This is a genomic window from Terrabacter sp. GCM10028922 (assembly GCF_042666095.1).
GTDB lineage: Bacteria > Actinomycetota > Actinomycetes > Actinomycetales > Dermatophilaceae > Terrabacter.
This window is the reverse complement of the sequence record NZ_JBHTFG010000010.1, coordinates 162,625-177,579: the sequence shown is the minus strand read 5'-3', so window position 1 is coordinate 177,579 and position 14,955 is coordinate 162,625. Positions and strand designations below refer to the sequence as shown.

Sequence of the window (14,955 nt, the reverse complement as noted above, 5' to 3'; positions counted from 1 at the left end):
GGGAGGAGACTGACGCGCATGCTGGAGACGAAGGCGGGCGAGCGGGGGTCCGGGAGCGAGAGCCTGCTGACGGTCGTGATCGCGCTGGCGATGAACGCGCTCATCGCCGTCGGGAAGTCGGTCGTCGCACTCATCACCGGCTCGGCCTCGATGGTCGCCGAAGCCGCGCACTCGTGGGCCGATGCGGGCAACGAGGTGTTCCTGCTGATGGCCGAGCGTCGCGCGGCACAGCCCCGGGACGCGACACACCCGTTCGGCTACGGCCGGGAGGCCTACGTGTGGTCGATGTTCGCCGCGTTCGGGCTCTTCGGGGCCGGCTCCATCGTGTCGGTGTGGCACGGCATCACCGCGCTGACACACGACGAGCCCGAGACGTCGTACGCGTGGGCCTACGCCGTGCTCGCGATCGCGTTCGTCCTCGAGAGCGTGTCGTTCGTGCAAGCGACGCGGCAGACCCGTTCCGAGGCCCGGCGGCGGGGGCTACGACCGCTGAAGTTCATTGCGAACACGTCGAACCCGACGCTCCGGGCAGTGGTCGCGGAGGACGCGGCGGCGCTCATCGGGCTCGTCCTCGCCGGGATCGGCATCTGGCTGCACCAGGTGACGGGCAACGCGGTGTGGGACGCCGCCGGGTCCATCGCCGTCGGCCTGCTGCTCGGCGTCGTCGCGATCTACCTGATCGGGCGCAACCGTGACTTCCTCGTCGGCCAGGCCGTGCGACCCGAGCTGTGGCGGCAGGCCCACGACGACCTCAGTGCGAGCGGCGAAGTGGAGCGGATCACGTTCCTGCACCTCGAGTTCGTCGGGCCGGGGCGGGTGTTCCTCGTGGCTGCGGTGGACCTCACGGGGGACGACACGGAGGCCAGGGCGGCGGCGCGGTTGGCGGCGCTCGGGCGTCGTGTCGAGGGTCACGAGCTCGTCGAGCGGGCGATGATCACCCTGTCGCGCCCCGACGCGCCGACCATCACTCCCTGACGCGACGGGTGCGGGAGAGCGCGGCTGGTCAGCGCTCGCGCCGCTCGTTGCCGGGAGGTTCGTCGTCGAGATCCGCGTGGCGCGGCCGGTAGGTCTCCCGTCCGCCGCGATCGAACCGGCGCCGGGTCAGGATCCGCAGGCGCGCGAGAGCAGGGCGAGTCAGGAACACGAGCAACAGCGTCATGGGGTAGCAGAGGATCACGACTGCATAGGGCACGACGCCCTTCCAGGCCTCACCATCCGCGCGATCACTGACGTACGCGCCAGCCCAGATGGTGAGTGCCACAGCCACGATCCCGACCTGCCAGGGTGCGTCGTGAAGGTGGTACCAGCGCCTCGGACCCTTTGCCTGGGCAAGGACCGGTCGTTCGTATGGCGCCGGGGTGGTGTCTGGCACAGAGCGCGGCTTGTCTGCCGACGGGTCGGGCGGCTCTTCTCTCTGTGCGGAGTCACTGCCCACGATTCGAGTACAACCACGCGGGCTCGATCGGTCTCGAAGATGGGAGCAGACCACTCGGCCAGTTGCGAACAGCCGCACGGTGTGATGCAGGACCGGGCGGCTGTTGACCGTCGGTGGCCGTTCCAGTGGTCTCGACCGGCGCGATGACGGACGCTAAGCCCATGGCGTTGGCGCTGTGTCTGCTCTTCGACTCCCGCAGTGACCGGCTCGTGCGCGAGATGTGGTCGCGGCTCGAGGCGCGCGGCGTGCGCACGCTCGAGACGCACACGCACGGCCGCCACCATCCCCACCTGTCGTATGCCGTCCTCCTCGACGGTGACGTCGAGGCGGTCCGCGGCGCCGTCGCCGAGCTGCCGGACGGCGGGCCGATCGAGCTGACGGTCCAGGGCAGCATCGTCTTCCCACGAGGCCGGGCCGCGCTCGCGTGCTCGGTGCCGAGCCCCGTGGCCGCACGCCAGGAGCAGGTGGTGGGTGCCCTCGAACGGACCGGGGCGGTGCTCCACCGGCACTACCTGCCGGGGCACTGGGTGCCGCACGTGTCGCTCGCGACCCGCGCGACCGGTGACGCCCTCGCTGTCGTCGTCAACGAGGTGTCCGACGTCCTGCCGCTCACGGTCAGGGCCGAGCGGTGCGCGCTCATCGACACCTCGACGGGCCGGCTGTGGCCCGTCAGCGGCGTCCCGTGAGCGTTGAGCGGACCGAATTCCGGAGAAGCGCTTGACGGCGTCTTGGTCACGTCGCTACCTTGGCGATGCACGGTCAGTTAAACGTATAACCAATCCGGGAGCTCGCAATGCCGCGAACGAGAGGCCGCAGTGGCCCGACCATGAAGGACGTGGCCCGTGAGGCCGGCGTCAGCCAGGCCGCGGTCAGCCTCGTCCTCAACGACGCAGCAGGCTCGCGCGTCTCGGCCGAGACGCGACAGCGCGTGCTCGAGGCCGTGGATCGCCTTGGCTACCGGGTGAACTCGGCCGCCAAGTCGCTGCGCGAGGGGCAGTCGCGCCTCATCGGCTTCATCGGCGACACCGTGGCGAGCGAGCCGTTCGCAGGTGACCTCGTCGAGGGTGCGCAGGACCAGGCGTGGGTCGACGGACACCTCATGCTCATCATCAACACCGGCGGCGACCCCGTCCTCGAGGAGCGCGCCATCGACTCGCTCCTCTCGCGCCAGGTGGACGGCATCGTCTACGCGTCCATGTACAACCGGCGGCTCAAGATCCCGCCGCTGCTGCGCGAGGTGCCGACCGTCGTCGTCAACGGCACGGCCGAGGATGGTTCGCTGCCCGCGGTCGCGCCCGACGAGTACACCGGCGGGCTCGAGGCCACGCGCCACCTCGTCGAGCACGGCCACCAGCGCATCGCGTTCATCAACATCGCCCAGCCCGAGACGATGCTGCCGGCGGTCGTCGAGCGCGAGCGCGGCTTCGTCGACGCCCTCGACGAGGCCGGCCTGCGAGTCGACCGCACGCTCGTCAAGTACGGCGACGGCGACGCGGTCGCCGGCCACCGGCTCGCCACCCAGCTGCTCTCGCGCAAGCGCCGGCCGAGCGCGATCTTCTGCGGCAACGACCGCACCGCCTGGGGCGCCTACCTCGCCGCCGGCGAGCTCGGACTCGCGGTCGGCACAGACGTGTCCATCGTCGGCTTCGACAACATGCCCGTCATCGCCCCGCACCTGCGCCCCGGACTCACGTCGATGGAGCTGCCGTTCGCCGAGATGGGGCGGCGCGGAGTCGCGCGCCTGCTGTCCGGCGACACCGACCCCGTCGTCGAGCTGCTGCACTGCCCGCTCGTCACGCGCGGCTCGGTCGGCCGCCTGGAGACGACGTCGTGACCGCCCTCACGCTGCGCAGGCCGAAGCCGGGAAGCCCTCCCGCACAAGGCGCCCCGCGGCAGGACGGCCCGCAGGGCCCCTCCCTCGCAAACCGGATGGCCACCCGCTGGCAGCTCTACGCCCTCCTGGCCCCGGCGCTCCTCTACATCGCCGTCTTCAAGTTCTGGCCGATGTACGGCGTGCAGATCGCCTTCCGCAGCTTCAACCCCTTCGACGGCTTCGGCGGCAGTCCCTGGGCCGGCCTCCAGCACTTCCAGCGCTTCTTCAGCTCGCCCCAGTTCGCGACCCTGCTCGAGAACACCCTGGGCCTCGCGGTGACGAACCTCGTCGTCGCGTTCCCGGTGCCGATCATCCTCGCGCTCATGCTCAACCAGCTCCCCGCCGGGCGGCTGCGCTCGGTGGTCCAGGCCGTCCTCTACTCGCCGACGTTCATCTCCACCGTCGTCGTGGTCGGCATGCTCTACCTTCTCCTGTCGCCACGAACCGGCTTGGTGAACAACGCGATCGAGCTCTTCGGCGGTGAGCGCGTCCTTTTCATGGGCTCGCCCGAGTGGTTCCGCCCGATCTTCGTCGGAACGACGGTGTGGCAGGAGTCGGGCTTCCAGATGGTCATCTACCTCGCCGCCCTCGCGAGCATCGACCCGGCCCTGCACGACGCCGCCCGGGTCGACGGTGCCAACACGTGGCAGCGCCTGCGCCACGTCGACCTGCCCGGCATCGCCCCGACGATCGCGGTGCTGTTCCTCCTCGCAGTCGGCAGCCTCATGAACGTCAGCTACGAGAAGGCCCTCCTCATGCAGACGCCGCTCAACCTCGAGTCGTCGCAGATCATCCAGACATACATCTACCAGGCCGGCCTCCAGCAGGCGCAGTTCAGCTACAGCGCCGCCATCGGCCTGTTCAACTCGCTGCTCAACCTGGTGCTGCTGCTCACCTTCGCCCGCGTCGTCTCCCGTCTCCAGCGCGGAGGTGGACAGTGAGCACCCCCACCGTCGCCGGCCGAGTGCGTATGCCGTCCGCCGGCCCTCGGCGCCCCCGCAGCCGAGGCCGTTCGGCGGGGGAGCGCGCCTACACCGTCGTCGCCGCCGTCGTCCTCGGCGGCGCAGTCGTGGCGATCCTCTACCCGCTGTGGTTCATCCTCGTCGCCTCGTTCAGCGACCCCGACGCGGTCAACGCGGGCGAGGTCTGGCTGATGCCGCAGGGGTTCACGACCGATGGCTACGGGCGGCTGCTCACGGACGTGACGGTGTGGCGCGGCATCGGCAACTCGGCGCTCTACACATCTCTCGCAACGCTGCTCAGCTGCGCGCTCGTCCTCACCAGTGGCTACGTCCTCGCCCGTCGCGACCTGCCCTGGCGCCGCCTGCTGACTGTCCTCTTCATGACGACGATGTTCTTCGACGGCGGCATGATCCCGCGCTACCTCGTCGTCAAGGACCTCGGCCTGCTCGACTCGGTGTGGGCCATGGTGCTCCCGAACGCCCTCGCGGTCTGGAACGTCATGATCGCCCGGACGTACTTCCGGTCGGCCCTGCCCGACGAGCTGCGTGAGGCCTCCCAGCTCGACGGCGCCTCGGAGTTCCGGCACTTCTTCTCGATCGTGCTGCCGCTGTCGAAGCCGCTCATCGGCGTCATGGTGCTCATCCACCTCGTGTGGAACTGGAACGCGTTCTTCGACGCGCTGATCTTCCTCGGCGACGACACGAAGTACCCGCTCCAGCTCGTCCTGCGCAACATCCTCGTCCGGTCCGAGGTCGCGGCCCAGGGCAACCTGACGTCCGACCTCGCCTCCTACGCCGAGGCGCAGCGCGTCGGCGAGCTCGTGAAGTACGCCATGGTCGTCGTCTCGACGCTGCCCCTGCTCATCGTCTCCCCGTTCGCCCAGCGCTACCTCAACCGCGGTGGTGTCTCGGGCGCCCTCAAGGCCTGATCGGTCATACGTATAACGCGTGCCGACCCGCGCCTCGTACACCTCGGAAACACCCACCACCAGCTCCACCTGATGCACCTCTTTCACCAGTCGCACCACCCACCACCACTGGCACCACCACAGCACGAACACCGAACGCACCGACGGCGCTGCCGTTCGGTCCCGCCCAAGGAGTACCCATGAAGAAGACCCTCACCGTGGTCGCGGCGCTGAGCCTCTCGCTCACGGCCGGCTGCTCCGGATCGTCGGACGCCGCTGACGGCACCGCCGACGCGAGCTTCAAGACCACCGGCCTGCCCATCGTCACCCAGCCGATCTCGCTCACCTTCACCGGCAGCAAGGCCCCGCTCGCCGACCTGCCCGCGATGAGCCTCGTCAAGCAGTGGCAGAAGGACACGAACATCGCGATCACGTGGCAGAACCTGCCGCTGGACACGTACAAGGAGAAGAAGAACCTCATCCTCGCGAGCGGGGACCTGCCCGACGCGTTCTACAACTCGGAGCTCAGCGACTCCGACATCATGACGTACGGCACGAACGGCACCCTCGTCCCGCTCGAGGGCCTCATCGAGAAGTACGCGCCCAACCTGCAGAAGGTCTTCGAGAGGCGTCCCGCGCTCAAGGCCGCGGTCACCGCGGCCGACGGGCACATCTACGCGCTGCCGAGCGCTGAGGAGCTCGACCTCGGCGCCGTGCCGTTCTTCTGGTCGATCAACACCGCCTGGCTCCAGAAGCTCGGGCTCACCATGCCGAAGACGGTGGAGGAGTACCACGCCGCCCTCACGGCATTCCGCACGAAGGACCCGAACGGGAACGGCAAGGCCGACGAGATCCCGCTCAGCTTCATCGGCAACTGGTGGTGCGCCGACCTGGGCGACCTCTTCGCCGCGCTCTCCGGGATGCCCGACAACGTCGACCACCGGATCGTGCGCGACGACAAGGTCATCTACACGGCGATCCAGCCGGAGTACCGGGACGCCATCGCCAAGCTGCACCAGTGGTACGCCGAGGGTCTCATCGACCCGGAGTCCTTCACCCAGAACGACAAGCAGTACCTCGCGAAGGGCAAGGCGAGCGGCGTCGTGCTCGGCTCCTACGTCTGGTGGGAGACCGAGGAGGTCGTCGGCACCGACCGCGCCAAGGACTACGCCCTCATGGGTCCGCTCGAGGGGCCGGCCGGCAAGCTCGTCGGCCGCTCGAACAACGTCGACTACACCCGCAACGCGTTCGCGATCACGCGCGCCAACAAGCACCCCGAGGCGACGATGCGCTGGGTCGACCGGCTCTACGACCCCGTCATGTCGGCCCAGGTCGCCTGGGGCGCGATCGGTGAGGGACTGCAGAAGGACGCCTCCGGACTCCTCGTCGCGACCCCGCTCAAGGCCGGCGAGAACGCGGGCGAGCGGCGCCAGAAGATCGCCCCGAACGGTCCGCACGTGACCCTCAAGGAGGACTTCCAGACCGTCGTCGCGCCCGAGCCGCGCGCCGCCCAGCGGGCGAAGGACCTCCAGGAGATCTACCTGCCGTACGCGGAGAAGCAGTCGTACCCGCTCGCCTTCTTCACGCAGGACGAGCTCGCGCGGATGGGCCAGATCCAGACCGACGTCAAGGCCATCGTCGACGAGAAGCGGGCCGCGTGGATCGTGCGCGGCGGAGTCGAGAAGGACTGGGACGGCTACGTCGCGGCGCTCAAGCAGGCCGGCATCGACGACCTCGTCGCGATCTACCAGGCCGCGTACGACCGCAACCGGAAGAACAGCCAGTGACGAGCGCCCCGGCGCCGGCGGACCTCCGCCGGCGCCACCTCGTCGGCGGCGGGCTTGCCGTGCGGCTGTCGGACCTGCTCGGCGACGCGACTCCCGCGTCGGCGGCCGATGGTCCCGTCCGGTCGCTCGTCCTGGACTACGCGGCGGTCTCGCTCGTGTCGACGACGGGCCGGACGTCGGGGCTCGTCAGCTGGGCCACCGCGGACGGTGCCGCTGGCCTCGTGCTCGGGATCGACCGGGACGGACGGCCGTGCCTCGAGGTCCACGTCGGGTCGGGCCAGGCGGCGCGGACCCATACCGCAGTCGCGGCCGCGCCCGTGCGTCCCGGCGAGTGGCACCGCTACGGGCTCGTCGTCGGCGACACGGCGTCGCTGTACGTCGACGGCGAGTGGGTGGGCGAGCTCTGGCCGGGTGGTCCGCTGCCTGCCGCCGAGCAGGTGCGGGTCGGTGCCCGCCACGACTCGGCGCTCCTCGAGGAGGTCGTGGTCACCGAAGGCGTGACGGGCGTCGTCGGGCAGGCCCGCCTCACGGCATACGGCGACGTCGTCTCGGCCGTTGCTGCGCTGCGCTCGCGTGGGGTGAGCGACCGACCGCCCCTTGACGTCGCCGCCGAGCTGGCGCGGTGGCGCCGGCCCGACCCGTACCGTCCGAGCTTCCACTTCCTGCCGCCGGCGCACTGGATGAACGAGCCGCACGGCCCGATTGAGGTGGGCGGGCTGCACCACCTGTTCTTCCAGTCCAACCGGACCGGCGCCCACTGGGGCGGCATCGAGTGGGGGCACGCGGTGAGCACCGACCTCGTGCGGTGGCGGCACCTCCCGCCCGCGGTCTCACCGGTCGCGTCTCGCGTGGCGCCTGACGGCGTCTGGAGCGGAGGGAGCGTGCTCGACGACTCCGGTCGCCCGCTGCTTTACGTGACCGCGGGCGACTTCGACAGCTCGCCCGACCAGTCCGTGGCCGTGGCTCGCCCGCACGGGGAGGGGGCAACGACGGCGTGGGTGCTCGCTTCGGAGCCCATCCTGCGTATGCCGGAGCGCGACGATCTCGTGCCCGGGCAGTTCCGTGACCCGTTCGTATGGAGGGACGGTGATCGCTGGTTCATGCTCGTCGGCGCGGGTCTGGTGGGGCGGGGCGGTACCGCCCTGCTCTTCGAGTCGGGTGACGGCGAGGCGTGGCAGGAGGTGGGCCCGCTGCTCGTCGGCGACGCCTCGAGCCATCCCGAGGTCGGCGAGATGTGGGAGCTGCCCGTCCTGCTGCCCGTGTCGTCGGCGACGGGACGCAGCGCCCACGTGCTCGTCGTCTGCCCGTGGTGGGCGACGGTGCCCGAGGGCCGCGTCGTCGAGGTCGTCCACTGGCTCGGCGACTGGGACCCGGCGGCACGGACGTTCAACCCGTGGCACGCCGAGCCGCGGCGCTTCGACGTCGGGCGCCACTTCACCGGCCCGAGCGGAAACGTGCTGTCCGACGGGCGCACGATCCTGTGGTCGATCGCCCAGGACGGCCGCACGACGGCCCAGCAGGCGGAGGTCGGCTGGGCGCACAATGCGGGGCTGCCGCTCGAGCTCTCGCTCGGCGACGACGACACGCTGCGTGTGGCGCCCGTGCGCGAGCTGGCCGGCCTGCGCGAATCGCTGCTCGCCGACGTGCGTGGTGTCGGTGGAGTCAGCGGAGATGGACGGGCGGGTGTCGCGGGTGTCGGTGGAGTCAGCGAGGACGGGTCGGCGGAGGTCGTGGCCGACCTGCCGGTCGGACCTCTCGAGCTCGACCTCCGGTGTGCCACCGGGTCTGGGATGCTTCAGGTGGACATCGCTGTCGGCGAGGCGGGCGAGCTCCATGCGTCGCTTCGGATCGACTGCGGGACAGGGCGGTTCGAGGTAGCGCGACCTGGTGCGGCCGCCTACGACGTGTGGAGCCCCGCGGTGGTGGACGGCGGCACCGTCGAGCGGTTCGCCGGGTCGGCCGAGCGGCCCGTCCGCCTCCGGGTCTTCCTCGACGGGTCGATGCTCGAGGCCTACCTCGACGACACGACCTCCCTGACGACGCGCGTGCGACCTCCGGCGGGCTCGCGGTTGCGCGTGACTGTTCCCGCCGGTGCGGGCGAGTGGAGCGTACGTGCGTGGCGCCTCGGCAGCGCCGACGTCACTCCGCCACCCGAACTGCTCGACTGACCTGCTGCGCTCACCCACGCCACCCCCACCACACCGACCTCTCACGACACCGACCTCTCACCGCACGACCTCTCACCACACGACAGGACTGCTCACTGTGCTGCTGCTCGACGACCACTGGACCTGGGACTTCTGGACCGCCCAGGACGGTGACGACATCCATCTCTACTTCCTCAAGGCGCCGCGATCGCTGGGCGACCCGGACCTCCGGCACACCAACGCCCGCATCGGCCACGCCGTGTCGACCGACCTGCGCCGCTGGACGGTGCTCGAGGACGCACTCGGCCCGGGCGAGCTCGGCGCGTTCGACGACCTCGCGACGTGGACCGGGTCCGTCGTGCGTGACGGTGACGGCTGGTGGATGTTCTACACCGGGATCGGCACCGACAGCGACGGGCTGCGACAGCGGATCGGCCGAGCCCACAGCACCGACCTGGTCACCTGGACCAAGGATGCGGACTTCGTCCTCGAGGCGCCGGCGATGTTCGAGCAGCTCGACACGTCGGTCTGGCCGGACCTGTGCTGGCGCGACCCGTGCGTCTTCGCCGACCCGGAGCACGGCGGCTGGGCGATGCTCGTGACGGCCCGGATGCCGCACGGCCCGGCGGATGCCCGCGGGGTTGTCGCGCTGCTCCGGTCGGATGACCTGCGCACGTGGACGCGGGTGGGCCCGGTGACGCCGCCCGGCGACTGGGGGCACCTGGAGGTCCCCCAGGTCGTCGAGCTTGGTGGCCGGCACCGTCTCGTCTTCTGCGCCTACGCGGCGTGCACGAGCGCCGGCCGGCAGGCGCGGGTGGGTGCGATGACGGGCACGCACTACTTCGACGGCGCCAGCCCCACCGGGCCTTTCGCTCCCGAGTCCGACGACCTCTTCGCCGCAGACCCGGCGGGCTCGCTCTATGCGGGGAAGATCGTCACCGACCCCCTCACAGGCGGTCCGGCGTTGCTCGCGTTCCTCCAGTTCGGCGCCGACGGTGAGTTCCTCGGTGGCCTGAGCGATCCGGTGCCGGTGGAGGTGACCCCGTCCGGGCGGCTTGTGCTCACGCGCCGCCCGGCCGATGTCGTGGCCGAGGCTCGCGTCGCGGTGGACGCGCACGAAGCGGCCCGGATCGCCGGGCGGTAGTCGCGCCTGGACGCAGCCAGCAGGGCAGCCCCGAATCCGCATCCTGTGGGGCCCTGATCACCAGGCCGGACCCGCGTCTGGATGGACGCTCCGTCCTGTTTGGCGCTGGTCACCACGCTGGCCACGATTCTGCATGGAGGCCCGTCGTGTTGGGCAATCGTCACGGGGCCGGGCCCGCGTCTGGATGGGGCCCAATCCTTTTGCGCGCTGGTCACGGGGCCGGGCGTGCTTCTAGATGGGGCACAATCCTTTTGCGCGCTGGTCACGGGGCCTGGGCTCGCTTCTGGATGAGGCCCACCCTGTTGGGCGCTGGTCACGGGCCGGGCCCCGCGTCTGAATGGCGCCTCGGCGGCGGCCCGCCTGCCTCCGACGGCCCTACCGAGACGCGGCGATCGGCGAGGGTGGGCCGGTGCGGTTCGTCGAGGGGTCGGGACGCCCGGGGGTGGCGCACGTCGGCCCCGTGTCGAGTCAGCGGCGAGGCCGCGGCCCCTGCAGCTTCCGACCACCTGGCGCGAACGGGACCCGTCACGCGCCCAGGCTCGGGCGGCTTGGCGGCCGGCACTGCGGTCGCTCGGCGATCGAAGGATCGAGGCTCGGTCGCTGCGACATCTGCAGGCAGCGACCGCGGCACGTGCCACTCGACACCGAGCAGCGTGACCGTGGCGGTCAGGTCGAGCTGGTGGACGATCGTGTGGTGCCGTCCGCACAGCAGCGCGCCGTTGCACACGTCGGTCGGTCCGCCGCGGCTCCAGGGCACGACATGGTGCGCATCGCACCACTGCGGCGGCACCGTGCATCCCGGGTAGCTGCACCCGCCGTCCCGCCGCGTCAGGGCGAGCCGCTGGGCAGGGGTGAAGAACCGGGTCGTCATGCCGAGGTCGAGCACCTCGGACGGGGCACCGAGCACCATCGGGATGATCTCGGCCTCGCAGGCCAGGCGGCGCACGGTCGCGGCCGACAGGACCTCGTCGTTGTCGGCGACACCGGCGCCTTGGACCAGCCCGACCAGCGCCTCGTGGGACATCGTGACGACGAGCTTGGTGCGTGGCGTGCGCGGCACGCCGTCCGGCGAGGACACCGCTCGACCGATCAGCTCGAGCAAGGCGTCGGCACGTCGGGTAGTGGCGGGCCTCGGGTCGATCCCGCGACCCGGGCCGGAAGTCGATCCCTCGCCGGCACCACAGTCGAGCGGAGCAGCCTCGCCCGCGCCCCGCCCGTAGTGACTCCAGTCGAGATCAGGGCGCGGGCGAGCCAGTGGGTCGATCGCGGCGTCGATGATGGCGGAGCCCTCGGGGTCCATGCGCAGCAGGTAGTCGGTCATGCCCGCGCACCGACCGACCTTGGTCAGGGACCTCCCGGCACGCATGCGCTGGTCACCGTCCTCGACCTGCTCGGGCGGCCTCAGGCTGGCTCGGGCCTGCGCAACGAGGCGGCGCAGCTCCTTGACGCCCAAGGCTTCTGCGCCCTCGACCATGGAATCGACGACGGCGGCGAGGTGCGCCGGGTCGGCCACTCGCTCCACGTCGCGGTGGAAACGCACGATGACCGCAGCCTTGTCGACCGAGACCGCGCCGCGACGCACGAGCCTGGAGAGGTCGTTCCACCGCGGCTCGTTCATCGCCGAACCGACCGCGGTCACGGCGGCCGCTGAACCGCCCTCGAGCCCGGGCGCGAAGCCGGCAACCCAGTCGTTGCGCGACAGCCCGGCCTCGTCGGCGAGTCCGCGCCCGTCCACCTCGGCCGCCATCATGGCCGTCAGGCTGTGCGCCATCTCGCGCACCGCCTGCGCCTGCTCGATCGCGTCGCCGAGGCCGGTGGCCGGCATGGTCCACAGCGGGTAGTTGTGGGCGAGCAGCCGCAGCTCGGCGGCCATGCTCGCGAGCCTGGCGGGAAGACCGGGAAGGTCCGCGAGACTCATCATCTCCGTGACATCGGCCCGACGGACGGGCACCGACGCGAGCGCGACCGACCCCGGCGTGGGGGCTGCGGTCGCGGCTGCCGTGCTCATGACTCGAATATATGTTCGACCGCCGACAGTCGGTTGAAGCTATCCACAGGCCCGATCGCGCGACCGGCGCGCTCAAGCGGACGCCGCCATGCCGCATACGCGAGGGGCGCCGGGACGGGGGGCGCCTCCGCGCGCCGTCACCCCTTGGCGGGACGGATGGAGTCGCGCACCTGGACGGGCATCTCGACGAGGTGCTCGCCGGTCGGCTCGTCGTCGGCGAGCAGCAGCTCCATCGCCCGGCGACCCATCTCCTCGTAGGGCAGCCGGGCGGTCGTCAGCGCCGGCCGCATGTACGACGCGATCTCGTCGTCGTCGAAGGAGGCGATGGACACGTCGTCGGGCACGCGGAGGCCGCGCTCGGTGAGGGCCTGGTGGGCGCCGAACGCGACGCGGTCGTTGAGGCAGAGGAGCGCGGTCAGCGGCGCGCCGGAGTCGAGCGCCCGCTTCGTCCCTTCGTAGCCGTTCCCCGGCTCCCAGGACCCGACGTCGACCTCGGCGACAGGCGTGGCGCCCGCCTGCGTGAGGGCCTCGTTGATGCCCTCGAAGCGCGCGCCGATCGTCACCGATGCACGCGGGTCGGTGCGGGCGTTGGGGGAGGTGCCGATGATACCGATGCCGCCGGCATGACCCTGCTCGAGAAGCAGTCCGACCATCCGCCGACCCGCTTCGCGCTCGGCGGGCAGCACGGAGGCGCGCGCGCTGGTACTGGCGCTGTTGGCCATGACGACGCGCATCGCCTCGGGCAGCGGTGGCAGGTCGAGGAGCCGGGCCGCCATCGATCCGAAGACGATGCCGTCGACCTGGCGGTCGATCATGAACTCGAGGGCCTTCGCCAGCTGCTTGGGGTGGTGGCCTGTCTCCGCGATGAGCACGCCGTGGTCGTGCTCGTCGGCTGCATCGAGCAGGCCCCGGATCATGGCCGACGCGAACCGGGTGATGGTCACCTCGTCGGAGATGAAACCCACGGTCTTCGTCGTGCCGAGGCGCAGCGACCGGGCGGCGGGGTTGGGTCGGTAGTTGAGCTCGCGCGCGGCCTCGTGGATGCGGGCGACGGCGTCGGCGGAGAGGCGGGAGCCGGGGCGGTCGTTGAGCACGAGGCTGACGGCCGTCTTCGACATCCCCGCACGTGCGGCGACGTCGGCGAGTGTCGGTCGCTTGTTCACTGCGGCCCCCTTCGTCGTCACGTCTTCACGCCACGTCGTATGCCGTGTGGCCCCTTGGTGGGATCCGCGGAGAGCGTACCTCACGGTAGGAAGCAGACCAAGGCATTCGCGCTGGTGAAAAGGTTTTAGCAACCCCTTGTGCGGCAGGAGTGTGAGGGTCTAGTGTCTCGCGCTGAAAGGTTTTAGCACAGACAGACCTTCAGCCCCCGGAGGAACCAATGAAGCTCACCTCAAAGACCACGCGCGTCGCCGTCGGATTCCTCGCCGTCGCGCTCCCCCTCTCGATGGCCGCCTGTACCAAGGGTGGCGGCAGCAGCACCTCCGGCGGCGCCGGCGGCGGCGAGCTGACGATGTGGACCCACAACGCCGGCAACAAGGGCGAGCTCGGGGCGATCACGAAGATCGTCAACGACTACAACGCCAGCCAGAGCAAGTACAAGGTCAAGATCCAGGCCTTCCCGCAGGACTCGTACAACCAGTCCGTCGTCGCGGCCGCCGCGAGCAAGAAGCTGCCCTGCATCCTCGACATCGACGGCCCCAACGTGCCGAACTGGGCCTGGGCCGGCTACCTCGCGCCGCTCGAGGGCATGGACGACGTCCTCTCGAAGTACCTGCCGTCCGTGCTCGGCCAGACCGGCGGCAAGACGTACTCCTACGGCTACTACGACGTCGCGCTCGTCATGGTCACGCGCAAGACCATCCTCGACAAGTACGGCATCCGCGTCCCGACGGTCGACCAGCCGTGGACGAAGGACGAGTTCACCGCGGCACTGAAGAAGCTCAAGGCCTCCGGCGACTTCCAGAACCCGCTCGACGCCGCGACGAGCTTCACCGGCGAGTGGTGGCCCTACGCGTACTCGCCCCTCCTCCAGAGCTTCGGCGGCGACCTCATCAATCGTGACGGCTACAAGTCGGCCGAGGGCGTCCTCAACGGGCCCAAGGCCGTCGAGTGGGCGACGTGGTTCCGTGGCCTCGTCACCGACGGGCTCATGCCGCTCAAGTCCGGCGCCGACCCGGCCAAGGACTTCATCAACGGCAAGACTGCGATCCTCTACAACGGCACGTGGACGGCCGTCGACACCCGCAAGGCCTTCGGCAAGGACACGCTCTTCCTCCCGCCGCCGGACCTCGGCAACGGCCCGAAGATCGGTGGCGGCTCGTGGCAGTGGGGCATCTCGACGAACTGCTCCGACCAGGCCGGCGCGCTCGACTACATGAAGTTCGCGGCGCAGGACAAGTACGTCGCGAGCGTCGCCCGTGACACGAACAACATCCCGGCCACCGACGCCGCGGCCGACCAGGTCAAGGGCTACGAGAAGGGCGGGGAGAACCAGCTCTTCCTCGAGTACGCGAAGAAGTTCGCCGTGCTGCGCCCGGTCACGCCCGGCTACCCGTTCATCGCGACGGAGTTCGCCAAGACCGCCCAGGACATCCTCAACGGCGCCGACCCGAAGCAGGCGCTCGACCAGGCCGTCAAGAACATCGACGCCAACCAGAAGTCCAACGGCTACTTCCAGTGAGTGACTGA

Annotated in this window: 12 protein-coding genes; 9 read left to right on the top strand and 3 right to left on the bottom strand. The window is 70.4% G+C overall.

The window, feature by feature from the left end; genetic code table 11:
* Positions 1 to 18 precede the first annotated feature (18 nt).
* Complete coding sequence (locus tag ACFQU3_RS11510; RefSeq protein ID WP_385909839.1) at positions 19 to 975, top strand: cation diffusion facilitator family transporter; 957 nt, start codon at positions 19 to 21, stop codon at positions 973 to 975.
* Between the two features lie 28 nt (positions 976 to 1,003).
* Here ACFQU3_RS11510 and ACFQU3_RS11505 read toward each other — a convergent pair whose 3' ends face one another.
* Positions 1,004 to 1,261, bottom strand: a complete 258-nt coding sequence (locus tag ACFQU3_RS11505) for a hypothetical protein (RefSeq protein ID WP_385909837.1) — start codon at positions 1,259 to 1,261, stop codon at positions 1,004 to 1,006.
* A gap of 317 nt (positions 1,262 to 1,578) precedes the next feature.
* On the opposite strand from ACFQU3_RS11505, the gene ACFQU3_RS11500 reads away from it, so the two are divergent.
* The 7 genes from ACFQU3_RS11500 to ACFQU3_RS11470 all read left to right on the top strand — a co-directional run bounded on the left by ACFQU3_RS11500 (position 1,579) and on the right by ACFQU3_RS11470 (position 10,256).
* Positions 1,579 to 2,121 (top strand): 2'-5' RNA ligase family protein, encoded by a 543-nt coding sequence (locus tag ACFQU3_RS11500; protein ID WP_385909835.1) that lies wholly within the window; start codon positions 1,579 to 1,581, stop codon positions 2,119 to 2,121.
* Between the two features lie 140 nt (positions 2,122 to 2,261).
* Positions 2,262 to 3,269, top strand: a complete 1,008-nt coding sequence (locus tag ACFQU3_RS11495; RefSeq protein WP_385909833.1) for a LacI family DNA-binding transcriptional regulator — start codon at positions 2,262 to 2,264, stop codon at positions 3,267 to 3,269.
* Positions 3,266 to 4,249: an ABC transporter permease gene (locus ACFQU3_RS11490; protein ID WP_385909831.1), complete on the top strand. Its 984-nt coding sequence runs from the start codon at positions 3,266 to 3,268 to the stop codon at positions 4,247 to 4,249. The genes ACFQU3_RS11495 and ACFQU3_RS11490 overlap by 4 nt, the downstream gene beginning before the upstream one ends.
* Entirely contained in the window at positions 4,246 to 5,199 is a 954-nt protein-coding gene (locus ACFQU3_RS11485; RefSeq protein WP_385909829.1) for a carbohydrate ABC transporter permease, read from the top strand. Before ACFQU3_RS11490 ends, ACFQU3_RS11485 begins: the two co-directional genes overlap by 4 nt.
* A 179-nt stretch (positions 5,200 to 5,378) precedes the next feature.
* Entirely contained in the window at positions 5,379 to 6,965 is a 1,587-nt protein-coding gene (locus tag ACFQU3_RS11480) for an ABC transporter substrate-binding protein (protein WP_385909827.1), read from the top strand.
* On the top strand, positions 6,962 to 9,133 hold the full coding sequence (locus ACFQU3_RS11475) for a GH32 C-terminal domain-containing protein (RefSeq protein ID WP_385909825.1): 2,172 nt from the start codon (positions 6,962 to 6,964) through the stop codon (positions 9,131 to 9,133). Before ACFQU3_RS11480 ends, ACFQU3_RS11475 begins: the two co-directional genes overlap by 4 nt.
* Positions 9,134 to 9,230: 97 nt before the next feature.
* Complete coding sequence (locus tag ACFQU3_RS11470) at positions 9,231 to 10,256, top strand: glycosyl hydrolase family 32 (protein WP_385909823.1); 1,026 nt, start codon at positions 9,231 to 9,233, stop codon at positions 10,254 to 10,256.
* A 313-nt stretch (positions 10,257 to 10,569) separates the two neighbouring features.
* On the opposite strand, the gene ACFQU3_RS11465 is transcribed toward ACFQU3_RS11470, so the two are convergent.
* Both ACFQU3_RS11465 and ACFQU3_RS11460 read right to left on the bottom strand, forming a co-directional pair.
* Complete coding sequence (locus tag ACFQU3_RS11465) at positions 10,570 to 12,264, bottom strand: DUF222 domain-containing protein (RefSeq protein ID WP_385909821.1); 1,695 nt, start codon at positions 12,262 to 12,264, stop codon at positions 10,570 to 10,572.
* Between the two features lie 137 nt (positions 12,265 to 12,401).
* A complete protein-coding gene (locus tag ACFQU3_RS11460; protein ID WP_385909819.1) occupies positions 12,402 to 13,427 on the bottom strand; it encodes a LacI family DNA-binding transcriptional regulator in 1,026 nt (341 codons plus the stop codon).
* A 218-nt stretch (positions 13,428 to 13,645) separates the two neighbouring features.
* Here ACFQU3_RS11460 and ACFQU3_RS11455 point away from each other — a divergent pair, with 218 nt between their 5' ends.
* Positions 13,646 to 14,947, top strand: a complete 1,302-nt coding sequence (locus tag ACFQU3_RS11455) for an ABC transporter substrate-binding protein (RefSeq protein WP_385909817.1) — start codon at positions 13,646 to 13,648, stop codon at positions 14,945 to 14,947.
* Positions 14,948 to 14,955 lie beyond the last annotated feature (8 nt).

Coding starts and splice junctions, on each gene's coding strand:
- ACFQU3_RS11510 (WP_385909839.1), top strand. CDS start 19: ATGCTGGAGACGAAGGCGGGCGAGCGGGGGTCCGGGAGCGAGAGCCTG.
- ACFQU3_RS11500 (WP_385909835.1), top strand. CDS start 1,579: ATGACGGACGCTAAGCCCATGGCGTTGGCGCTGTGTCTGCTCTTCGAC.
- ACFQU3_RS11495 (WP_385909833.1), top strand. CDS start 2,262: ATGAAGGACGTGGCCCGTGAGGCCGGCGTCAGCCAGGCCGCGGTCAGC.
- ACFQU3_RS11480 (WP_385909827.1), top strand. CDS start 5,379: ATGAAGAAGACCCTCACCGTGGTCGCGGCGCTGAGCCTCTCGCTCACG.
- ACFQU3_RS11465 (WP_385909821.1), bottom strand. CDS start 12,264: ATGAGCACGGCAGCCGCGACCGCAGCCCCCACGCCGGGGTCGGTCGCG.
- ACFQU3_RS11455 (WP_385909817.1), top strand. CDS start 13,646: ATGAAGCTCACCTCAAAGACCACGCGCGTCGCCGTCGGATTCCTCGCC.